Origin of the sequence: Streptacidiphilus carbonis (assembly GCF_000787775.1) — a bacterium.
GTDB lineage: Bacteria > Actinomycetota > Actinomycetes > Streptomycetales > Streptomycetaceae > Streptacidiphilus > Streptacidiphilus carbonis.
In genome coordinates, this window is sequence record NZ_BBPM01000012.1 from 82,616 (window position 1) to 104,807 (window position 22,192).

The 22,192-nt window shown below is 70.4% G+C and carries 17 protein-coding genes and 1 pseudogene; 11 read left to right on the plus strand and 7 right to left on the minus strand.

The window, feature by feature from the left end; all coding sequences use genetic code 11:
* Positions 1-97: 97 nt before the first annotated feature.
* The 3 genes and pseudogenes from TR46_RS11975 to TR46_RS39340 all read left to right on the plus strand — a co-directional run.
* Entirely contained in the window at positions 98-1,726 is a 1,629-nt protein-coding gene (locus TR46_RS11975) for a serine/threonine-protein kinase (RefSeq protein ID WP_174505115.1), read from the plus strand.
* A gap of 149 nt (positions 1,727-1,875) precedes the next feature.
* Positions 1,876-6,783 carry a DUF3320 domain-containing protein gene (locus TR46_RS11980; RefSeq protein ID WP_042398569.1) on the plus strand — a complete coding sequence of 1,636 codons (4,908 nt, stop codon included), beginning with the start codon at positions 1,876-1,878 and terminating at the stop codon, positions 6,781-6,783.
* A gap of 499 nt (positions 6,784-7,282) precedes the next feature.
* A pseudogene (locus tag TR46_RS39340) lies at positions 7,283-7,510 on the plus strand (pyridoxamine 5'-phosphate oxidase family protein); the annotation flags it as partial.
* A 7-nt stretch (positions 7,511-7,517) separates the two neighbouring features.
* Here TR46_RS39340 and TR46_RS43410 read toward each other — a convergent pair.
* Complete coding sequence (locus TR46_RS43410) at positions 7,518-8,144, minus strand: hypothetical protein (protein WP_174505116.1); 627 nt, start codon at positions 8,142-8,144, stop codon at positions 7,518-7,520.
* Between the two features lie 340 nt (positions 8,145-8,484).
* Complete coding sequence (locus tag TR46_RS11990; RefSeq protein ID WP_042398295.1) at positions 8,485-11,079, minus strand: SMI1/KNR4 family protein; 2,595 nt, start codon at positions 11,077-11,079, stop codon at positions 8,485-8,487.
* 156 nt (positions 11,080-11,235) lie between these two features.
* Here TR46_RS11990 and TR46_RS11995 point away from each other — a divergent pair, with 156 nt between their 5' ends.
* From TR46_RS11995 to TR46_RS12020, 7 genes are all read left to right on the plus strand, one after another.
* The gene (locus TR46_RS11995) at positions 11,236-11,883 is read left to right on the plus strand and encodes an RNA polymerase sigma factor (RefSeq protein ID WP_042398298.1); all 648 of its coding nucleotides are present in this window, start codon (positions 11,236-11,238) and stop codon (positions 11,881-11,883) included.
* Positions 11,880-12,839 (plus strand): hypothetical protein, encoded by a 960-nt coding sequence (locus tag TR46_RS42245; RefSeq protein ID WP_161790118.1) that lies wholly within the window; start codon positions 11,880-11,882, stop codon positions 12,837-12,839. The genes TR46_RS11995 and TR46_RS42245 overlap by 4 nt, the downstream gene beginning before the upstream one ends.
* 212 nt (positions 12,840-13,051) lie before the next feature.
* Positions 13,052-13,582, plus strand: coding sequence for a methylated-DNA--[protein]-cysteine S-methyltransferase (locus tag TR46_RS12005; RefSeq protein ID WP_042398581.1), 531 nt, complete (start codon positions 13,052-13,054; stop codon positions 13,580-13,582).
* A gap of 11 nt (positions 13,583-13,593) precedes the next feature.
* Entirely contained in the window at positions 13,594-14,325 is a 732-nt protein-coding gene (locus tag TR46_RS12010) for a 2OG-Fe(II) oxygenase (RefSeq protein ID WP_042398301.1), read from the plus strand.
* A complete protein-coding gene (locus TR46_RS39350) occupies positions 14,322-14,633 on the plus strand; it encodes an Ada metal-binding domain-containing protein (protein ID WP_084718345.1) in 312 nt (103 codons plus the stop codon). The genes TR46_RS12010 and TR46_RS39350 overlap by 4 nt, the downstream gene beginning before the upstream one ends.
* Positions 14,630-15,193, plus strand: a complete 564-nt coding sequence (locus TR46_RS12015) for a type 1 periplasmic-binding domain-containing protein (RefSeq protein WP_042398303.1) — start codon at positions 14,630-14,632, stop codon at positions 15,191-15,193. Before TR46_RS39350 ends, TR46_RS12015 begins: the two co-directional genes overlap by 4 nt.
* Entirely contained in the window at positions 15,190-15,864 is a 675-nt protein-coding gene (locus TR46_RS12020; protein ID WP_042398306.1) for an alpha-ketoglutarate-dependent dioxygenase AlkB family protein, read from the plus strand. Before TR46_RS12015 ends, TR46_RS12020 begins: the two co-directional genes overlap by 4 nt.
* Positions 15,865-15,936: 72 nt before the next feature.
* On the opposite strand, the gene TR46_RS12025 is transcribed toward TR46_RS12020, so the two are convergent.
* Positions 15,937-16,644, minus strand: a complete 708-nt coding sequence (locus TR46_RS12025) for a TetR/AcrR family transcriptional regulator (RefSeq protein ID WP_042398309.1) — start codon at positions 16,642-16,644, stop codon at positions 15,937-15,939.
* Between the two features lie 144 nt (positions 16,645-16,788).
* Between TR46_RS12025 and TR46_RS12030 the strand changes: the two genes are divergently transcribed.
* Entirely contained in the window at positions 16,789-17,373 is a 585-nt protein-coding gene (locus TR46_RS12030) for a flavodoxin family protein (RefSeq protein ID WP_042398313.1), read from the plus strand.
* Between the two features lie 93 nt (positions 17,374-17,466).
* On the opposite strand, the gene TR46_RS12035 is transcribed toward TR46_RS12030, so the two are convergent.
* The 4 genes from TR46_RS12035 to TR46_RS12050 form a co-directional block, all read right to left on the minus strand.
* Positions 17,467-17,733: a hypothetical protein gene (locus TR46_RS12035; protein WP_042398316.1), complete on the minus strand. Its 267-nt coding sequence runs from the start codon at positions 17,731-17,733 to the stop codon at positions 17,467-17,469.
* 147 nt (positions 17,734-17,880) lie between these two features.
* On the minus strand, positions 17,881-20,448 hold the full coding sequence (locus tag TR46_RS12040; protein ID WP_042398318.1) for an ABC transporter permease: 2,568 nt from the start codon (positions 20,446-20,448) through the stop codon (positions 17,881-17,883).
* Positions 20,445-21,233 carry an ABC transporter ATP-binding protein gene (locus TR46_RS12045; RefSeq protein WP_042398322.1) on the minus strand — a complete coding sequence of 263 codons (789 nt, stop codon included), beginning with the start codon at positions 21,231-21,233 and terminating at the stop codon, positions 20,445-20,447. The genes TR46_RS12040 and TR46_RS12045 overlap by 4 nt, the downstream gene beginning before the upstream one ends.
* Before the next feature lie 215 nt (positions 21,234-21,448).
* Positions 21,449-21,919: a carboxymuconolactone decarboxylase family protein gene (locus TR46_RS12050; RefSeq protein WP_042398326.1), complete on the minus strand. Its 471-nt coding sequence runs from the start codon at positions 21,917-21,919 to the stop codon at positions 21,449-21,451.
* Positions 21,920-22,192: the final 273 nt, after the last annotated feature.

The following is a 22,192-nucleotide window of genomic DNA, read 5'->3' on the forward strand; positions in this document are numbered from 1 at the left end:
AGGTTGTGCCGTGTCCGGTGCTGGACGACGATCATCACAGCCGTCACACTGAGTATGCGGCATAACACGGACCTGCCGGGTTGGCCGAAGGACTGCCATGGTCGCCACCACTACCAGATGCGCACGCAGATTCGGGGGCAGCCGCGTGCCGGCGAATGTGATCAACGACCGCTACGAACTCATTGAACCGCTCGACCACGGCGGTATGGGTGACGTGTGGCGCGGCTACGACGCCGTGCTGGACCGGCCGGTGGCCGTCAAGATGGTCCGCCAGGCTGCTGTCACCAACCCGCAGCTGGCCGAGGAGTTCGCCAAACGGTTCCGTCGCGAGGCCCGGATCACCGCGCGCATTCAGCACCCCGGGGTCCCCCAGGTCTACGACGCGGTCCTGGACGCAACTTTTGAGCATCTCTTCCTGGTCATGGAACTCGTCGACGGAGTCCCCCTCTCCGCCTACATCGACCCGGACCAGCGACTGCCCGTCAGTTGGGCCGTTGCCGTCGCCGCCCAGATCGCCACGGTGCTGTCACACGCCCACGACGTGCCAGTGATCCACCGCGACCTCAAGCCCGGCAACGTCCTGGTCGCCCAGGACGGGACGGTCAAAGTGCTCGACTTCGGCATCGCCGCCATCCTGCGTACCGACGTCACCAAGCTCACCGCGACCGGCAGCCCGATCGGTACGCACCAGTACATGGCCCCGGAGCAGGTCCGCGGCGGCCGGGTCACGCCGCGCACCGACCTCTACGCGCTCGGCTGCGTGCTGCACGAGCTTCTCGCCGGCAGGCCCGTGTTCAGCGGCGAGAACGAATTCGCCCTGATGCACCAGCACCTCGCCGCCGCACCCGTCCCGCTGCGGCAACTCCGGGACGACGTGCCCGAGGCGTTGGAGGAGCTTGTACTGCAACTGCTGCGCAAGGCTCCCGAGAGCCGTCCGGCCGACACCCAGCAGGTCTACGACCGCCTGCTTCCCTTCCTGCCCATGGCCGGCTCGGTTCCCGCTCCGGTCGAGACAGGGCCATCCGGCGCGCCGGACCCGACCGGCGTCTTCCGACACCCGTACGCGCCCCGCTCGCGGACCCACACGCCCGCGGCGGCTGTTCCGACACCCGCTACCGTCGAGCCCGCGCCCGTCCCGGACCCGCTGCTGCGGGCCGCGATCAAGGATGCCTACCAGCAGTCCGACGCACTCCTGGTCGAGGAACGGTTCACGCAGGCCGTCGACGTGCTCAGCGCGGTTGTCGAGCCTGCCGCCCGTGCTCTGGGCAGCGACAGCCGGGAGGTGCTCGACCTGCGAAAACAGCGCGCCGTTATCCGCTTCCTCGGTGGCGACTACCGGGCCGCCCTTCCCGAGTTCGCGACCCTTGCCGACGCCTACGCCCGTACCGCCGGCCCTACCAGCACACCTGCCCGTGAGTGTCGTGCCCAGGCGGCACGCTGCCGGGGCGAGCTCGGACAGGTCACTCAGGCCCTGCAAGAACTCCAGGGTGTCCTGAACGTCGTCAGTGGCCTCGACGGCGATGTGAGCGAGGAGGCCATCGATCTGCGCCACGGCATCGCGGTCCTGCTTCTGGCCCAGGGGCGCGTTGCCGAGTCCGTGCATCTCCTTGAGCCGCTCTACGAAGACCTCGTCATGGTCTACGGGCCCGGGGACGAGCTCGCCATCGAAGTCGCCGAGACGCTCTTCCGTATCGGACTCGACCTCGACGGCCCGGATCTCGGATGAGCGACCGACTGCTCCACCGCCTGCGGCGAGTGCCCAAGTCCCGTCGGAGGAAGCCGCGTTCGCCCGTATCATCGTGAACCTCCGAGCCCCATGGACCCCTTCAGCCGCTTCGGCATCTGCTGCCGACCCGACCCACCCGAATGGATGACATGCCGACGCCCACCACTCATGCCGCAGCCGGCTTCGGAGACGGGGACATGGGGCGCGAGCGGATGCGACGCGTGCTGGGGGAGTGGCGCGAATCCCTGCTGGACCTGAGCGGGCGCAACAAGCTGCTGAACTTCCGTCACACCCGGACCGCGAGCCTGGAGATCCGTACCCCGGGGGCCGCCGCACTACTCGCCGGGCTGGCGCGCGGTTGGGATTTCGCGCCGGTCGAGGAGGCCGTCGAGGCCGATGGCGACGACAGCGAATCAGTGCCGCCGACCGCGTCCGGTTTGCGCTCGGCCGGCCTGGTGACGCAGAAGAACACCCAAGCGAGTCTCAACACAGCGGTCACCCGGCTGCGCGCCCAGTCCGGGCTGATGTTCAACGACTACGGCCTGTGGGTGCTCTGGCTCGGCGTGGGCATCCTCGACTGGTGTGAATCGGACGACCAGGAGAAGCCCTCCTCGGCGCCACTGCTGCTGGTGCCGGTCGAACTGCGCCGTGACCGCAGCGGGGGCTCGCGTTTGTACGCGGCCGAGGACCAGGACGCGATCCAGAACCCGGCACTCGCCGTCAAACTCGCGCGCATGGGCGTGGACTGGTCGCCGGTGGCGGGAGAGGATGCCGCCGACCTCGGCGGTGTGCTCACCGCCGCGCGTGGTGTTGCCGGGGGACGACATGGCTGGGCGGTGAACGAGCGGGTCGTACTCGGTCTGTTCGCCTCCCACAAGGAGGCGATGTACCAGGATCTGCAGCAGAACGAGGAGCAGATCCTCGCGCACTCACTGGTCCGCGCAGTTGCCCTGGGACCCGCCGCCGGCCTGCCCAGTGACCTGGTCGGCTTTGAGCCGCCGAGCCTGGACCGGATCGACGAGGTCCAACCCCCCGAGCGCACTCCGCTGGTACTGGATGCCGATGCCTCGCAGCGGCAGTGCATCGCTGCGGCCCTCGACGGTAGGTCGTTCGCGGTGAGCGGTCCTCCCGGCACGGGGAAGAGCCAGACCATCACCAATCTGATTGCCGCGCTGATGCATGCCGGGCGCACGGTGCTCTTCGTCAGTGAGAAGGCAGCGGCCCTGGACGTGGTGCGCAACCGGTTGATGGATGTCGGGCTGGGCGATTTTGTCCTCGCTCTGCACAGTGGGGACACCAGTAAGAAGGCTGTGGCAACCGAACTGGGCCGCGTCCTGACGACCGAGGTGCGTGCCAATGGCGCGGCCACGTACGAGCTCGACAAGGCACGGGAACTGCGTGAGGCCCTGTCGGGCCATGCCGCCGCCATGAACGAGCGCCGCGATCCCCTGGAACGCACGCTGCACGATGTGCTCGGCCGCCTGGTCACCCTGGAGCAGCGAGGCGGCGGGCAGCAATTGCCGCTGCGCCTGGACGGCTCCCGAGTCCTGCATGATCTGTCCGCTGCGGTGCTTCAGCGGACGCTCGATGCGGCAGGCGCTGTCAGCCGGGCCTGGCGTCCGGCCGTGGAGGGCGAGGACTTCGTCTGGAGGGGGCTGACCGGGGCGTCACCGTGGGAGGTGCTGGCTCAGGCAGACGATGCCCTGGAGCAGGTCCAGGCCGCGGGCTTGCGACGCCCTTTCGCGGCGACCCAGCCCGAGCCACGGACGGCCCGCGAGCTCGATGCCATAGTGTTGGAGCTTCGTGCCGGTCTTCCCAGGAGCGAGGGTTCGGACCAATCTGCGGCGCCGGCCATCCTGCCGGACGACCCGTCCGGCATCCTTGCCGAGCTGGCCGATGCTTTCGGCATGTCCAAGCCGGCGAATGCTGCGACGGCATTTGCCCTGCTGGAACTCGCGGAACTCTCAGGTGCAGCCCACCGGCCCCTCGCCGTCTGGCTCGACGAGGGGACGCTGGTGCAGGCCGAGGCAGCGGAGCTCGGGCTTCGGGAGGCCGTCACCGCCGAGCAGCAGGCGCGCGAGCGGGCTGCGGACGTGTTCACCGACCGGGTCCTGCCTGCCATGGACCTCGCTGAGCTGGCGCAGCGGTTCGCGGAGCAGCATCACGGTGTGCTGACCCGCTTCTCCGCCTCGTACAAGGCGGATCGGGCCGCGGTGACTGCGTTGACGGTCACCGGAGCGTGGCACAAGGACCTTCCCAAGCGGGTTGGTGACGCGCTGGCCTGGCAGAAGGCGGCCGCCAGCAGCGCCGCACTGCGAGCCGCTCACTCCACCTTGCTCGGCCGCTACACACCGCTGGACGGGAACGGATTCGATCGGCTCCGCGAAGCGCTGACGACTGCCCGTCGTGCCATCGCCCTCAGTGCGGGCATGGAGCGCCGGGACCAGCTGGCAGCCCTGCTCGCTGACGGTGCAACGCCTGATCAACTGGTGCGACTACAGGCACGCGCGGTGCGCGACGCCCTGCGGGACTGGTGCGACGAGGCCGCTCGGCGCGCCTCACAGTGGGCGCAGCAGACGGCAGCGATGCAGGGATTGTTCACGGATGCCCGTGCGGTCCAGCTGTCGCCGCAGCTGCTGGGCACCCTGGAGCAGGCACGCACGCTGATCGACCGGTTGCGCCGCGACCATCAGGGCCCGGAGGAGTGGCGCGCCTTCAACGTCGGCCTCGAGCAGTTGCGGCGGCTTGATGCACAAGGCTTGGTGGCGCGGAGCGTCGAGCGCGGGATTGGGGCGGCAGACTTCCCCGCAGTGGTGGAGGGCGCGCTGCTGAGGGCCTGGGCCGATGCTGTGCTGGAGGGAGACTCCCGGCTTCGGGTTGTTCGCTCCACGGATCTGGACGCGCGGGCGGCTGACTTCCGCGCGGCGGACCGAAGGCTGGTGGCCGCTGCCCGAGGCGCGGTTGTCGAGAGGGTCAACAGCCGACGCCCGCGGAGCTTCGCCGGTGGTGCGGCAGCTGTGATCACGCGAGAGGCGGAGAAGAAGACCCGCCACATGCCGGTTCGCGACCTGCTGTCAAGGACCGCCGACGTGGTCCGACTGGTCAAGCCGTGCTTCATGATGAGTCCACTGACGGTCAGCCAGTTCCTACCAGCTGACTACCACTTCGACTTCGTCATCTTCGATGAGGCATCCCAGGTTCGGCCGAGCGATGCCGCCAACTGCATCTACCGGGGCAGGGCCCTCATCGTGGCTGGTGACGAGAAGCAGCTTCCCCCGACGTCCTTCTTCGACGCGGCGGTCGGCGATGACTCCGACGAGTGGGACGAGGACCTTCCGGACAGCTTCGAGTCGCTGTTGAACGCCTGTCGTGCCGGGGCGATGCGCACGCTGGACCTTCGCTGGCACTACCGTAGCCGCCACGAGGACCTGATCACCTTCAGCAACCGGTCATTCTACGGAAACTCCATGGTGACCTTTCCGGGCGCCCACGAGTCCGGCAATCACGTGGGTGTCGAGTTCTTCCGGGTGAACGGCGTCTACGACCGCGGCGGACGTACGGACAACGCGATCGAGGCCGATCTGGTTGCTCAGCGGGTGCTGCATCACTTCGAGACCCGTCCCGGGCAGAGCCTGGGCGTGGTTGCCCTCTCACAGTCACAGGCTGCCGCTATCGAGTTGGCCGTCGAGGAGGCCCGACAGGCCCGTCCCGATCTGGATCGCTTCTTCACGGAGGACCGTCTTGGCGGTTTCTTCGTGAAGAACCTGGAGTCGGTACAGGGGGATGAGCGCGACGTGATGATCATGTCCGTCGGATACGGGCCAGATCAGCACGGCAGGTTGTCGCAGAACTTCGGCCCGATCAACCGGCCGGGTGGCTGGCGGCGCCTCAACGTCGCAGTCACGCGAGCCCGCTACCGGATGGAACTCGTCGCCTCGTTCACTGGCGACGAACTCCGCGACAGCGACAATGAGAGCGTCCAGCATCTGAAGCGCTACCTCCAGTACGCGCAGCACGGTCCCGCCGTCCTTGCCCAGCAGCTCGTCCAGGAGCAGGCCGAACCCGAGAGCCCATTCGAGGAGTCGGTCCTGGAGGTCCTGCAGAGTTGGGGCTATCAGATCCAGCCCCAGGTCGGCGTGGCTGGCTACCGCATCGACCTCGGTCTGCGGCACCCCGAGGCGCCCGGCTCATATGCTCTCGGGATCGAGTGTGACGGGGCGATGTACCACTCGTCCAAAGTCGCACGGGACCGTGACCGACTACGCGAGGAGGTTCTGAACGGCCTCGGCTGGAAGCTCTACCGGATCTGGGGCACCGACTGGTACCGTGACCGCGTCGGAGCCCAGAACCGCCTGCGTGCCGCCGTCGAGACGGCCATCGCTCAGGCCCCCGGCGCGACCCCGCCACCTGTGCGGCGCCCTACCGCAGCCCTGACCTTCTCCTCCGAGGAGACGGCCGCAGCGGTGCCCGAGCCAGAGCGTGTCTCCGTTGTTGCCGCTCATGCGCGAGAGTGGGCCACGCCATACCGGACGGCGGAATTGCAGGCATTCTCGGCGCACGAGTTGCACACTTCCGAGGCGCGTCCGGAACTGCGCCGACTCCTGTCGCGCATCGTCGAGGTCGAGGGTCCGATCCACGAGGAACTGCTGATCCTGCGCGCTCGCGAGGCGTGGGGCGTGGCCCGGTCGGGCAGCAGGATCCGTGACAACATGCGCGCGGTGCTGGCGGGTTTGACGTATGCCGGCCTCATCGCAGAAGGGGAGAAGGGCGTATACAGCCTTGTGCAGGAGGTTCCGCTCCGGGCGCGGACACCCGATCCAAGGTGGACTCGGAAGGTTACCCACGTGCCCTCGGCCGAGCGTCGGCTCGCTCTGTATGAGCTGGCCTCGGAGTGCCCAGGAATGAGCGAGGAGGAGCTACTGCGCGCGACGTGCGACTTCTTCGGCTGGGGCCGCCTTGGAGCCGACATCCGCTTCGCCTTGGAGGCCGATGTGGCTCAGCTGTTCAAGGAGAACAAGCTCGCCGGCACAAGTGATCGCATTGCGGCAGTCTGGTGACTTGATGGATGGAGTGCGTTGCCGCGAGCCGTGCGCCGATGGTTGCTTGAGCTCCAGGGAGATGGTTACTCACGGTGATGAGCCCGGTTGTGGGTGGAGGTTGGCCATCACATGGCCGACCTCGCTCCGTACCATCATCTGCGGCAATTCCAAGCACAGATTGCGCGGTGGTTGGCTGCTGCGCTGGAGGGCCAGGGGAGGCCGAGGGGAGGCCGGACGCCTTCGGACGGATCGGCACGGATCAGCACGGATGTAGGCCCATGCCTCGCCAGACATCCGATCTGACGGCTGGAAGAATGACGTTGACCAGCGAGGAAACCGAACGGGACGACACTGGGCGGTGCCGAACGGCATAACCCGGCACCGCCCGCCGCCGACGTCTGGCCGGTTGATCGCCGCTCTAGTAATGCGTAGGTCGTCGGTTCGAATCCGACAGGGGGCTCACATGAAGGCCGGTTTGTCCGTGAACTGCTGGGCGGGCATGGACGTTGATCACGTCATGACTCAAGGACCAGCACCTCGCCCACTTTCCGACGAAGCCCTCTCCAGCCTGCTCGGCGAGCAGCAGTTCGGCGCGCTCGCCACCGTCAAGCGCAGTGGCCATCCCCACCTGACCACCATGCTGTACAGCTGGGACCCCGAAGCCCGCGTGGTGCGGTTCTCGACGATGCCCGACCGGGTCAAGGTCGGGCATCTGCGGCGCAACCCGCGTGCGGCGCTTCATGTGCCGCCGCTCAGCCCTGCGGGACTGTGCCGGTCCGGGTGCCGGTGTTCGCGTCCATGTTCAGTGCGCTGACGTACCAGCCGCTGCGGTACTTCGACAGGCCCAGGCTCAGCTCGAAGGTGCCGCCGGAGGGCACGGTCGAGCCGATCAGCTCGAGCGTGCGGAGGCTGCGACCGTTCAGGAGGACGGCCGTGTCGGAGACGACGGCCGTGGTCGCGGTGGACGAGCTGAACGCGGTCACCGACACCTTCGGGGGCAGGGCGGTGGGACCCTTGACCCACGCCGTGCGCAGGCTGTCCAGCGCCTTCGCGCCCTGCGTGCACTGTGCGTTCGAGATCGGGTGCAGCGCCCCGTCGGAACCCGGCTCCAGCATCAGCGCGCACGCGGCCGTGTGCTTCTGTTCGGCGACGGCGGCTATCCAGCCCTGGACTGCGAGGGTGGGACTGCCCGCGCCAGGACCGGCCACGACCGTCGGCGTGGCTGCTGTCGCGGGTGCGGCAGCTGTTGTCGGCGTCGCGCCGGCAGGAGTGTTTACCGGCGTGGCATTCGCAGGGGTGGGCGTCGAGGGGGTCTTGGCCGGGGTGGTCGACGCCTCAGGGCTGGGCACGGCGGTGGAGGGGGTCTCGGAGGCCGTCACGGAACCCGAGAGTGTGCCACCGGCTGCAGCCTTGCCTGCGGAGCCCGCACAACCTGCGGTCAGCAGGACTGCACCGCCGACCAGCGCCAGGATCGACATCCGCGCTGCACCGTGCCTGCGCACGGGCCGAGTGCGTCGTTCCACGCCCATGATTCATCCTCTCGCCAAACCGCCGAGCAGGGTATGACCTGCCCTTTCGATGCCGAACACCGGGACGCCCATACCTGCGCCCTTGGTTCTCGTCGCAGGGGACGAGCTGTGACGGCGCAGGTCCCGTTCAGCGAGGGGACGTCGGCTTCGATCAGGCGTGCCGCATCGGCCGTACCGGGCGCCGGGGCTGTCAGCCGCGCGGCAGGTCGAGATAGCCCTCCTTGTGCAGTGTGTAGTGGTCCTGTTCCAGGTGGGACGCGAAGCGTTGGAGCAGTTCCAGCCATCCGGCCGCGTGCACGCCCTGGGGCGTCCCGTTGTCCATGGCGATGACCTGTCCGTAGTGGCCGGATGGGGCGGGGTCCAGGTCGAGGGCGGCGCTGTCCGGGCCGAGTCCGGGGTCCAGGGGTATCCAGCCGTCACGCCAGCCGTAGTCGCCGCGGACCTGCGCGTCGGCCGGGTCCGGGGTGTCGCTCGACCACTCGCCGCCCATGTACTGGCGGTAGTCGGCCAAGTCGCCCAGGTCCATCTGGTTCGGCATCCCGTCCACGAGGTCCCCGAAGGAGATGCTGCGGTGGACCAGGCACGAGGCCACGAACTCGACCGGCAGTTGCAGCCCCAGGGCCTGTTCGCACGCGGCGACCTCCTCGGCTGACGCCGGAGCGTCGAAGACCGCGGGGAAGTCGGGGAAGCGCTGTTCCAGCTCGCGCTCGATCCGCTGCCATACAGCCGCGACCTCCTCGAGGGCGGCGGCCAGTTCCCGGTCGGTTCGCGGCGCCGGCTGCGGCGGCGGGGCCTCGGGGTCGTACACGCCCTCAGTGGTGAGCGCCCGCACGGCCTGCTCGTGCTCTGCGGGGGACACCAGCGTGAGCCGGTAGGCCGCGCGCCACCGGATGTCGGGGCTGAGGGCGGCTGATCGCACCAGCTCCCACAGCGCCCGGGCGAGGCGGTCCCGGTACTGGTCTCCGCACGCGATCACTTCGGCGGGAACGTCCCGCACCGGTTGCGCCTGGCCGCGCACGGCCAGGTGCAGGAGGTTGCCGGGATCGGCGGCCAGAGCGCGCAACTCGCTGTCCACCAGGGCCGGCTGCAGCGCCGGATCCGCCTGCGCCAGCGGGCGGACGATCTGGGACAGGAACACGCCGCGTTCGGTGAGCCCGCGCAGGGCGTGCAGTGCGGTCTCGAGTTCTCCCAGCCGGATCAGCGAGCGCACGGCGGTCGCCGCCACCTCCTTGCTGTGCGGGCCGGCCGCCAGGTGTTGCAGGTGCAGCTGGGCCTGCTCGCACTGGTCGGGGCCGAGCAGGCCGAAGTCGGCGCCGAACAGCGCCGCCGGGTAGGGGTCCGCCTCCCGGTAGGCCTGGGCCGCCGTGGCCGCGTAGGCGGGGTCGAGCGCGGCCAGCGCCACGGCGGTGCACAGGTGTTCGTAGTCGCCCGGCTTGCGCTCCAGGTACATGCCGCCCTGGGCGCTGGGGTCGTGCTGCGCGTCGTCCAGGAACCGGGCCAGCCGGCCCACCGCGACCGGCGCCTGGTCGGGAACCAGGGCGGCGATCGCGCGGGCGACCTCGGGGCGGTGGGTGAACCCGTGGGCGAGCAGGTGGTGCCGCAACGCCGCGCCGACCCGCCTGGTCTGCTCCGGGCGTCCGGTCGTCGTCGCGTCGGCCAGCGCCCGGCGGGCCGCGGCGATCACGTCCGGCGCTGCGAGTGAGCCGCCGGTCAGCTCCTTCGCCGGGCAGTTGTCGAAGCGCTCGACCGCCGGCTCGGCCGGCAGCGGCGGTGCGGTGGTGGCGGGCTGGAACGGGAACGGGCGCCCGGACCCGCGCAGCCGGCCCCGGAAGCCGACGGGGCGCTGACCGGGCCGCTGGTGGTGCCCGAAGAAGGCCTGCCCGTCCGGCGTCACCGCGATCGTGGTCCGCGCTCGGTGCTGGTCGGTCCCCCACTCGATCTCGGCCAGCGGGGAGCGCGACTCGTCGACGTCCACGAGCACGCTCAGGGGCGCGATGTCGCTCCAGCCCTGCTCGCCGAGCAGTTGGGCGTCGAAGACCACGGTCAGATGTTGCCGCGGCAGCGCCCGCGGCAGCCGCCGCACGCCGGCCACCTCGCCCCGGCACCAGGCCGGAGCCCCGTCCTTGGCCGAGACCCGGTAGCCGGTGAACCGGCGCTGGTCGACCTCGAAGACCAGGTTCGCGCGTTCGCCGTCCCGCAACCGCCAGCCGAGCGATGCCAGTGCGGCCCGACCCAGGCCGCCCAACGCGAGCCAGAGCACGCCCTGGGCGCTGTCGCTCTTCTCGGCCCCGGGCGCGCCGGTGTGGGTCAGGTACGCCCACAGTGTTCCGTCCGCGGCCACCTTCCGGCGGATCTGGTCGGCCTGGCCGATCCGGGCCGAGGGATCGACCAGGACCTGCAACAGGCGCAGGCCGCCGTCGGCGTCCGGGTCCACGTGCAACGACAGCACGTCGTCCGGACGTCGGGTGAGCAGTTCTCTGGGTATCGCGATCCGCCACTGGGCCGGCTCGCCCTCACCGCGGGCAGTCTGCACTGAGTCGAGCGGCTGGCCGTTGACGGCTATCCGCACCGGCACGTTCCGTGCCGCCGGCTCGGCGGATCCGCGCAGAGTGACCGTCAGGTCGTCGTCCGGCTCCGCCGTCACCGAGAAACCGAACACCAACTCCACCCGGCCGCCCGGGCCGACGAGGTGGCACCCGTCCGCGAACTCCGCGTCCGCGGCCGTGACCCGCACGTCGTGCTCGTACGGCGGACCGATCTCGAAATCAACGAACCCCCAGTGCATCGCACGACCCTACCCCGCAGCCTCGGCTTCCGACCTGAAGCAGGACGCCTCCCGGTTGCGGTGTGACGGTCCGTCCGGCAGCAGCCAGTGGGTGCCCCGTCGAAGGGGATCAGGCCCGTCGGGAACCTTCGGTCGGTTGCCGGACACATGTAGAGCATGGAACTGAACGACGCTGGTCCCGCAGCAGCGGTCGGACGTGTGTCCGACCGGGAGCTGTGGACGCGGGCCGTCGACGGCGATCGGGAGGCATTCGGCCGGATCTTCGACCGGCATGCGAAGACCGTCTACAACCACCTGTTCCGGCGGACAGGTGACTGGGCCGAGGCTGAGGACCTGACGTCGACGGTGTTCATGCATGCCTGGCGGCGGCGGTCGGAGACCGTGCTGGACCGCGACTCGGCCCTGCCGTGGCTGCTCGGCATCGCCGACCGCCTGTTGTCGAACACCAGGCGGCGGCTGCGGCGGGCCGAGGCGTTGCTGCACCGGCTCGTCTCGCACGACGAGCCGGTGGTGGACCACGCGGACCGCGTCGCCGGCCTTGTCGACGACGCGCGTCGGATGTCGGAGATCCACCGGATGCTGTCCCGGCTCCCGCGCCACGAGCGCGAGGTCGTCGAGCTCTGCGTGTGGTCCGGCCTGGACCAGCAGGCGGCCGCCGCGGCGCTGGGGGTGGCGGTCGGAACCGTCAAGTCCAGACTGCACCGGGCACGGCGGAGGCTGAAGGCCGACTTCGTCGACGGACCAGCGGGGCCGGCGTCGTTCAGTTCCAAGAATCCCGCCCATGTGGAGGAGGTCGCACGATGAATGAGATCCACGGCATTCCCGCGGCTCCCCCCGATCGTGATCTGCCGAACCACCGGCGGATCCGAGAGGAACTGCTGATGAAGATCGACCCGGACGACCGGCCCGCTTCACTGCGACGCAGGTGGGGACTGCCGCTCGGCGTGGCCACCGGTGTCGCCGCGGTGAGCGTCGCGACCATGGCCGTGTTCGGCGGGCTCGGGACCGCCAAGCCGGTTGTCGCCGCCCCCGCGCTCGGCAGCGGCATGCCGACCAGCGGCGCCGCCTCACAGAGCGCGGGCGCGGGCGCGGGCGCGAGTGCGAGTGCGAGTGCGAGTGGGGGTGCGGGGGCGGGGGCGGGTGCGACGAAGGGCTCGACGTCCGGGGGGGCCGGGTCGGGACCCTCTTCGGTCCACGTGGCCCCCACCCCCGCCGCATTCGCTGTCACCGATGTGACGACGCCGCCGATCGGTGCCGGGACCGTCGCCAAGGTCCTGGCCTCCTGCCTGGGCTCGGACGCCTCCAAGTACCACGCGGTGATCGCCGCCCGCACTCCGATCGCCTCGCAGGACGCGGACGGCGCGGTGATCGCCGTCGACTCCGCGGGCCAGTACGTGCAGTGCGAGACCAAGGGTGATCAGGGCAAGAGCTCGGACGTCCCGCCGACGTTCATCAACGACCGCATGTGGGGCGCCGGCCACATCATCGAGTACTTCGACTCCACCGGCGAGCGGGTCGGCCAGGGGCAGCTCCTGCTGCTGGGTGCCGGGCACTACACGTCGGACGTCGCCAGGATCACCATCAGCTACGGCAACAAGCCGAAGCAGTATCCGGCGATCATGGCCGGCGGCGCGTTCTTCTACGCGGCAGCCGTCTCCACCAGTGCGTCCGGCCCCGCCGCGTTCCTCGGCCCGAACCCGTACATCCATGCCTTCAACGCGGCCGGCAAGGAGATCTACAACCAGGTGAAGGGCTTGTAGTCGAACGTCAGCCGACGGTGGGCCGGCCCTCCCACCGCCCGCTCCGCGGCCCCGGCGGTATGCCGGGGCCGCGGAGCCGGTGCACCCCCTGATGCCCGACCCGGCGCGGAACGCCGCCGCCGACCGGCGCCGCACCACCGCAGCGTGACGTCACCGCAGCGTGACGTCCGAATCCCGCCAGCAATCGTCGCCGCCGAGCCTCATCGTTGAAGGTGAACGAGAGCGAAAGGGAGGCGACGACGACCGTCTACACGAGGACCGGCAGCCCGCTGGGCGAGCTGCTCCTGGTCGGCAAGCAGACGCCGGACGGCACCACACTGACCTCGCTGTCCATGCCCGGCCAGCGGAACACCCCGGCCGTCCAGCCCGGCTGGAGCCATGTCCCGGAGGCCTTCGTGGACGTCGTGCGGCAGCTGGAGGCGTACTTCGCGGGTGAACTGACCGAATTCGACCTTGAGTTCACGCCGGGCGGCACGGATTTCCAGCAGCGTGTGTGGCACGCCCTGGAGGACATCCCGTACGGCACCTCCACCACCTACGGCCAACTCGCCGAGCAGATCGGCGTGCCGCGTGAACGGGTCCAGGCGCTCGGGGCGGCGATCGGCGCGAATCCGCTGCTGCTGGTACGCCCGTGCCACCGCGTCATCGGCGCCGACGGCTCGATGCGCGGCTACGCGGGCGGTGTGGAGCGCAAGGTCCGACTCCTCACCCACGAGGGCGTCCTGCAGCCGACGCTGATCTGAGGATCCTCACCATGCCGCACACCACCCGTCTGACGGCCCCCGTCGCCGCCCGGGTCGCCCAAGGTGACTGGGGCGCCCTGGCCGACGAACTCAACGAACACGGACACGCCCAGACCGGCAAGCTCCTCAGCTCCGGCGAGTGCCGGCAGCTCGCCGCCCTGTACGACGAGGGCGCACGTTTCCGCTCCACCGTCGACATGGCCCGCCACCGCTTCGGCTCCGGCCAGTACCGCTACTTCACCCACGACCTGCCCGACACGGTCCGCGAACTGCGCGAGGCGTTCTACCCGCGCCTGCTGCCCATCGCCCGGGACTGGGCCGCGAAGCTGCGCCGGCCCGCTCCGTGGCCGGACAGCCTTGAGGAGTGGGTGGCCAAGTGCCACGCGGCCGGGCAGACCAGGTCCGCCCAGATCCTGCTGCGCTACGGGCCCGGCGACTGGAACGCCCTGCACCAGGACGTGTTCGGCGAGATGCTCTTCCCGCTCCAGGTCGTCATCGGCCTCGACGCCCCTGGTGACGACTTCAGCGGCGGCGAGTTCATCATGACCGAGCAGCGCCCCCGGGCGCAGTCGCGGGGATCGTCCACGACCCTGCGCCAGGGCCACGGCTTGATCTTCACCACCCGCGACCGGCCGGTTCTCTCCAAGCGCGGCTGGTCGTCCGGCCCGATGCGGCACGGCGTGAGTACCGTCCGCTGCGGTCGGCGGCGCACGCTCGGCCTCGTCTTCCACGACGCGGCATGACTTCCGCCGTTCCGGCCCAGGGCCGGCCCGCCCAGCAGCGCTTGTACGCGCTGCTGGGCCCGGACTCGCGGCCGTACCGGAGCGGGACGCCGGGAACGCTGGGCGGGCACCGCCGTGGACGCTGTTACGGGCGACTCGACTGCCCGTCCGCACTGCGGGCCATCGCTCGCGGCCATTATGCGAAGTACCGGGTGTTCTTCCCGGACGAGGCCACCGCGATCGCGGCCGGATACCGGCCCTGCGCCGTGTGCCTGCCGGAGAAGTACCTCCGCTGGAAGACGAACCGGGAGAGTGCCGCCACGCCATGACCGTCCTCACCGGCCGGGAGGCCTTCCGCTCACCCCTGATCCGCGCCGCGGACCTGGCCGCCCACAGCGACCTGCCCCGGCCCGGCCCGCACACCGACGCCGAACTCACCGCCCTCGTCCACCTGCTGACGCTTCAGCACTCCCGGACCGAGACCGTCGCCGTGGGCCACAGCCGTGACGAGGCGTCACGGAGAGCCGCCGACGCCTTCGCCACCGCCTGGGCGGCACGGGGTGGCAGGATCCTGACCATGGTCACCTGGCCCGAGACCGCGGCCTCCTGGCTGCGCCCGGCGACCCGGCTCACGGCCGGGCTGCCCGATGCGTGGGTGGTGGCCGCGGCCCCGCTCGGCTTCGCCCAACTCACGCGCCGGCTGCGCCACTCCACGGCGTGGGACCCCGCCCGGACCTTCGCCTTCGCCTCCCTCAAGGACCCCCGCCTCCCGGCCCTCGCCGGAGCCGAAACCCTGAACGGACTGCGTGGCGCCACGGCCGACGGCGGCACCTGGGACGTGCGCGGCCGCTGGGTGACCTCCTACCCGCCCGCCTGGGGGAACGCGTGAGCGCACTGATTCCCCGTCCCGCCATGGAGATCGCCCCCGGTGCGGTGCACCTGCCGGGCTGGCTCACCCTGGAACAGCAGCGCGAGCTGGTGGCCGCGTGCAGGGCGTGGGCCACCGGCCCGGTCCCCATCCGCCACACCCGACTGCCGCGCGGCGGCGCCATGTCCGTCCAGACCGTGTGCATCGGCTGGCACTGGCAGCCGTACAGGTACACCCGCACCGCCGGTGACGTGAACGGGCAGCGGGTCGCCGCGTTCCCCGACTGGATGGTGCGGCTCGGGCGCCGCGCCGTCCTGGACGCCTACGGCGACGAAACGGCCGCCGACGGCTACACCCCGGACACTGCGCTGATCAACTTCTACGACGGGCAGGCCAGGCTCGGCATGCACCAGGACAAGGACGAGAAGTCCTCCGCCCCGGTCGTCTCCCTGTCCAGCGGCGACACCTGCGTCTTCCGTGTCGGCAACACCCGGACCCGGACCAGGCCGTACACCGACGTCGAACTCGCCTCCGGTGACCTGTTCGTCTTCGGCGGCCCCTCCCGCTACGTCTACCACGGCGTACCGAAGGTCTACGACGGCACCGCCGACCCCGCAACCGGCCTTGAGTCGGGGCGGCTGAACATCACCATGCGGGTCACCGGCCTCACCGACGAGGACGCGGGACGGTGACTGCGGTGCCCGGAGACGGCGGTGACGGGAGACGGCGGTGACCGGCGCCGGGGGCCCGGCCGCCGGACGGCCCTACTCGGCGAGCCGTCGCAGCCAGTCGCGCAGCAGGGCCGTTTCCGGATCGCGAAGGGGGAGCGCGGCACTGTCCTGGGCCGCCAGTGCGGCATCGAGTGCGAGCGCCCGCGACGCCAGGTCCGCGCCTGCCGCGACGGGTGGCGGACCGGTGGTGACGGACCCGATCACGGTGTCCCTCAGTCGCGACGAAGCCGACAGGTCACGGTCCTTCGCCTCTTCCCCGATCAGCGCCAGGGTCGCGCCCGTCGTCGCCGCGTAGACCACCCGGGTCGCCACGTCCACCGGCACCCGCAGGCGGCCCGCGCCGGCGGCCCGGTCCAGCACGCTCACCAGTAGCGCATACGCCTCGTCGGTGGCCGGGGGCCTGCTCCCGGGGCGGGCCGCTCCGTACATGAGCACGTAGAAGGCGGGGTGCCGCAGGCCGAAGTCGACATGCAGGTCCCAGCCCCGGTAGAGATCGGCCACCGGGTCCTCGGAATCGGAGAGCGCCTCCTTCTTCTCGGCCAGGTACAGGTCGAATCCGTAGGCGGCCAGCTCGACCAGCAGCCCGTCCTTGTCCCCGAACATCCGGTACAGCGCGGGGACCGTGATCCCCGCAGCGGTGGCGACCGCCCGCGTGGACACCGCCCCGCTGCCCTCTTCCTCCAGCAGCTTGGCCGCGACCTGCAGAACCCGGTACCTGACGGCGTGCTTTCCCTCGTCCATGGAACAAAGATACGCCGATTCGCGTAACACTGAATTATCGGTGTTACGGTAGATGGCGAAGCACTGATCAAGGGGCTTGGGATCCGCGATGCCGGCCCCGACGAAGCCCCTCGCCGTCCATAGGCGCCATGAGAGGGAAAAACCATGTCCGACATCTCGATCGCCATCGCCTCGCACTCCGGCTACGGCCACACCCGCCAGCTCGCCGCTGCCGTGGCCGACGGCGCGCGCTCCGTTCCCGGGACGCAGGTCCACCAGGTGGACGTCGCCTTGCTCGGCGACGCGGACTGGGAACTGCTGGACGGCGCCGACGCGATCATCTTCGGCTCACCCACCTACATGGGCACCGCCTCCGGGGCCTTCCACGCATTCGCCGAGGCCACCAGCAAGCGGTGGATGACCCGCGCCTGGAGCGACAAGCTGGCCGCCGGGTTCACCAACTCCGGTTCCATGAGCGGGGACAAGATGCACACCCTGCAGTACTTCGCACTGCTGGCGGCCCAGCACGGGATGCTCTGGGTGAGCCTGGGCCTGCTGCCGGGCTGGAACACCACGACCTCCGGTCCGGAGGACGACAACCGGCTCGGCTTCTACCTCGGCGCCGGCGCGCAGAGCTTCAACGACACGGCCGCCGTGCACGACGCCGACCTGAGCACCGCGCGCCACCTCGGTCGCCGCGTCGCCGAGCAGACCCACCGCGCCGGCCTGGTCACCCGCGAGGCGGCCTGAGGTGCCAGTCGTCGGCCGGCGTGACGTGCGTGACGTGCGTGACGTGCGCGACCTGATCGGCGCGCCTGCCGAACTGCCGTGATGCGGACGGGCTTACGGTCGCCCCACGATCGCCATGCTGCCGAGCGGCCCGACCAGTACCACCGCCGCCACGAACGCCAGGGCCATCCAGAGCATGTACCGACCGGACTCAGGACCGGCCCAGCTCTGCTCCTTGCTGCCCATGGCCGCGTACTCCTCCGGGTGCTCGACCATGAACCGCTTTCGGGCGCGCTGCCCGCGGACGCCCCAGCGGATCATCAGCCATGTCATCACGCCCAGGTCCGCGGCCCACCAGAGTCCCAGCCATATCCCCGTCATGGCGGCAGAGCCTACCGCTGAGCTGCTTGGGCGTCCCCGCTGCAAGCCGGTTCGGGAAACGGCTGAGGGGTTCGGGCCGGAGTGTCCCCGGCCCGAACCCCTCTGTCGCGTCGTGCGCTGTCTCCTCGTGCGCTGTCGCGTCGCGCGCTAGTCCGTCGCGATGGCCTTCAGGACGTTCATCCGGCCGGCGCGGAAGGCCGGGAAGAGGGCGGCCAGCAGGCCCACCACCGCGGAGCCGAGGAAGACGACGGCGATGGTGGTCCACGGGATGCTGAGCACGCCCAGTCCCGCCAGGGCCAGCAGCTTCTGTGCCGCGATGCCCCAGCCCATGCCCAGGGCCACGCCCAGGACCGCACCGAACAGGGCGATGACCACCGACTCCAGGCGGACCATCCGGCGCAGCTGGCGCCGGGAGAGTCCGATGGCGCGCATCAGCCCGATCTCGCGGGTGCGTTCGACGACCGACAGGGCGAGGGTGTTCACCACGCCCAGGACCGCGACGACGATGGCGAGCGCGAGCAGTGCGTAGATCATGTTCAGCAACTGGTCGAGCTGCTGCTTGATCATGGACTTGTACTCGGCCTGGTCGCGGACCTTGACCTGCGGGTAGTCGGCGGTGGCCGCCTTGAGGGCCGCCGCGGCCTGGCTCTGCTGGCCGGGTACCGCCGCCGCGAACATCATGTCGTTCGAGGGGAACTTGTCGGCCGGGAGGTACTTCCTGGCCTCCGCGATGTTGGTGTACATCGCGCCCTTGTCGAAGACGGTGTCGTCGGAGGTGATCGCCCTGACCGTGAGCCGGGCCGTGCTGCCGCTGGTGAAGGCGACTGCGAGTCGGGTACCGAGGGTGACGTGGTGGGTCTTGGCCCAGCCCTCGGGCACGGACATGGCACCCTCCGCGTAGGCGTCGATCAGCTTTCCCTGGACGGTCTTGGCCTGGAGGTCGTCGGTGTAGGACGGGGTGGCCGCCGCGAGTTCCGTCTTGTCCTTGGTGCCGTCGGGGGCGGTGACGGTCGCGGCGACGTCCGTGCGGTCGGTGATGTGGGACAGGTGGCCGGCGGCGTGGACGGCCTTGGCCGCGGCGGGGCTGATCGGGCTGCCGTTGCCGGACTGGATGATGAAGTCGGCGCCGACCGACTTGTCCATCTGCGTGGTCGCCGAGGCGACCATGGAGTTGCCGACCACCGACAGGCTCGCGACCAGCGCCAGGCCGACCATCAGCGCGGCCGCGGTGGCTCCGGTGCGGCGCGGGTTGCGCAGCGCGTTGCGTTCGGCGAGGCGGCCCACCGGGCCGAACATCCGCAGCGTGAGCGCGCCCAGGACCCGTACCACCAGCCCGGCGAGCAGCGGGCCGACGACCACGAACCCGATCAGGGTGAGCAGCACGCCGATCGCGAGGAGCCCGGAACCCTTGGAGGTGCTGGACGCCTTCGCCGCCAGTGCGAGGGCGGTCCCGCCCGCTCCGGTGAGCAGCACGCCGAGCGCGGCGCGGACCCGTCCCGCGCGAGCGTCGGCCGGGGTGCCGGCGTCGCGCATGGCTGCCATCGGCGAGATCGCGCCGGCCCTGCGGGCGGGCAGCATCGCGGACACCACGGTCACCACGACGCCGACGGTCAGGCCGATCAGCGGCGTGGCCGCCTTGATCGTCAGATCGGCGGTGTTCAGGTGCATACCCAGTGCGCCCATGAGCTTGATCAGGCCGACGGCGAGGCCGATTCCCGCACCGATGCCCGCCACCGAGCCGACGACTCCGAGCAGCACCGCCTCGACCAGCACCGAGCGGTTGACCTGCCGTCGGCTCGAACCGATGGCGCGCATCAGCCCGATCTCGCGGGTGCGCTGGGCGACCAGCATGGAGAAGGTGTTGACGATCAGGAAGATGCCCACCAGGACGGCGATCCCGGCGAAGCCGAGCAGCACGTACTTCATGGGGTTGAGGAAGGAGCCGATGTCCTTCTGGTTCTGGGCCGTCAGTTCGGCGGCGGTCTGCACCTGGTAGGCGTGGCCGCCCAGGGCCTGGTCGATCCGCGCCTTGAGCTGGTCGTCGCTGACGCCGGGCGCGGCGTCCAGGGCGTAGTCGGTGTAGGCGTCGTGGGAGCCGAGGAGCACCTGCTGGGCGGTGGGGGTGTCGAGGTAGACGACGGCCGCGCCCGGGTTGGTGGTGCGGAACGTGGCGATGCCGCTGACGGTCACCTTGGTGTCGCCGGGGCCGGCGATGACGCGCAGGGTGTCGCCGATGGCCAGGTGGTGCTTGGCCGCGGTGTCGGCGTCGAGGACGGCCTCGTTCGGCAGGGTCGGGGCGTGGCCGGAGGTGATGGTGACGGACCTGGTCTGGGTCGGGTTCCAGTTGCCGACGATGGTCGGCGCGCCGGTGCTGGAGCCGATGTCCTGGTTGCGGCTGTCGGCGACGGTGGCCTGCTGGCTGCTGACCTCGGGCACGACCCGGGCGACGCCCGGGACCTTCGCCAGCCGGTCCTGCAGTGAACCGGGAAGGGTGTCGGGCGTCCCGGTCCGCTGTGCGTTGTCGACTTTCGGCGGGCTGACGGTGACGTCGGAGGAGATCGTCGCGAAGAGCTTGTCGAACGTGGAGTTCATGGTGTCGGTGAAGACCAGCGTCCCGCAGACGAAGGCCACGGACAGCAGCACGGCGACGGCGGACAGGGCCATCCGGCCCTTGTGGGCGAGGAAGTTGCGCAACGAGGCGCGGAGCACGGTCATGACGTCCTGCCCCGGGAGTCGAAGGACTTCATCCGCTCCAGCACGGCGTCGGCCGTCGGAGCGTGCATCTCGTCGACGATCCGGCCGTCGGCGAGGTAGAGCACCCGGTCCGCGTAGGAGGCGGCCACCGGGTCGTGGGTCACCATGACGATGGTCTGGCCGAGGGCGTCGACCGAGTGGCGCAGGAAGCCGAGGATCTCGGCGCCGGCCCGGGAGTCCAGGTTGCCGGTCGGCTCGTCCCCGAAGATGATCTCGGGTCGGGCGGCGAGGGCGCGGGCCACCGCGACCCGCTGCTGCTGGCCTCCGGACAGCTGCGTCGGGCGGTGCTTGAGCCGTCCGGCCAGGCCCACGGTCTCCACCACCTGGTCCAGCCAGGCGCGGTCGGGGGTGCGGCCGGCGATGTCCATCGGCAGGGTGATGTTCTCCAACGCGGTGAGCGTGGGGAGCAGGTTGAACGCTTGGAAGATGAAGCCGATGCTGTCACGGCGCAGCCGGGTGAGCCGCTTGTCCCGAAGCTTGGTGATCTCCGTTTCGCCCACCCAGATCTTGCCGCTGGAAGCGGTGTCCAGACCGGCCAGGCAGTGCATCAGCGTGGACTTGCCGGAACCCGACGGACCCATGATCGCGGTGAACTGCCCGCGCGGGATGTCGACGTCCACGGCGTCGAGCGCCACCACCCGGGTCTCGCCATTGCCGTACGCCTTGGTGAGCCCCCGCGCCCGAGCGGCGAACAACGAGCGCGAGGCGCTGCCCTGGGCCGGGGGACTCGATACTGACGTGGTCACTGGACTTCTCCTGAATGCTCGACACGGACGTGCGTCTTCGTGTCTCCACCCTGCTGGAGCGGGCAGGACGGAACCATGGGGCAGGTCACCGGGTCCGGGGTGGGGATAACCCCCTCACCGCCTCGCCGCCACCCGTGTCGGGCCGGGCGTGCGCGAGTCCCGGTCGGATGCGTTCCGGCCGGGACTCCTGCGTCCGGTGGGGGCTTCGGGAGCGGCTATCCCCACTGGCCGGGCTGGTAGTCCCCGGCGGGCTGGCGGGTGAGGACGTTCATGCGGTTGTAGGCGTTGATGAGGGCGATGAGGGACACCAGGGCGGCGAGCTGGTCCTCGTCGTGGTGCTTGGCGGCGTTCGCCCAGGCCTCGTCGGTGACGCCGGCGGCGTCGGCGATCCGGGTGCCCTGTTCGGTGAGTTCGAGGGCGGCGCGCTCGGCCTCGGTGAAGACCGTGGCCTCCCTCCAGGCCGCGACCAGGTTCAGGCGGACGGGCGTCTCGCCGGCGTGGGCGGCGTCCTTGGTGTGCATGTCGGTGCAGAAGGAGCAGCCGTTGATCTGGCTGGCCCTGATCTTCACCAGCTCCTGGGTGGCGGCCGGGAGGGACGAGTCGGAGACGGCCTTGCCGGCGGAGTTGATGTACTTCGCGAACTTCGCGGCGACGGGGTTTCCGTAGTAGTTGACGCGGGCTTCCATGAGAGCTCCCCATTCACGCTTCGTGGTTACATCGCACTGACCCGGCGGCTCGGAGGGATGTGACCGGCAGGGGGATGTGATGCCCGTCACCCGAACCCGGGGGCGCGGGGCCGGGGGCCCCGATGCCGGCTGACCGCGGACCGGTCGGTCGCCGAGCGCGGGCACCGCGGAGGGACCCTGACCCGCCGCCGGGACCGTCGGAGGCCTGCGGTGGGAGTCTCCTGGGGTGCGCGGCAACTGAGGGGCGGTCACTCGGGCCTGTTTCCGTATCGT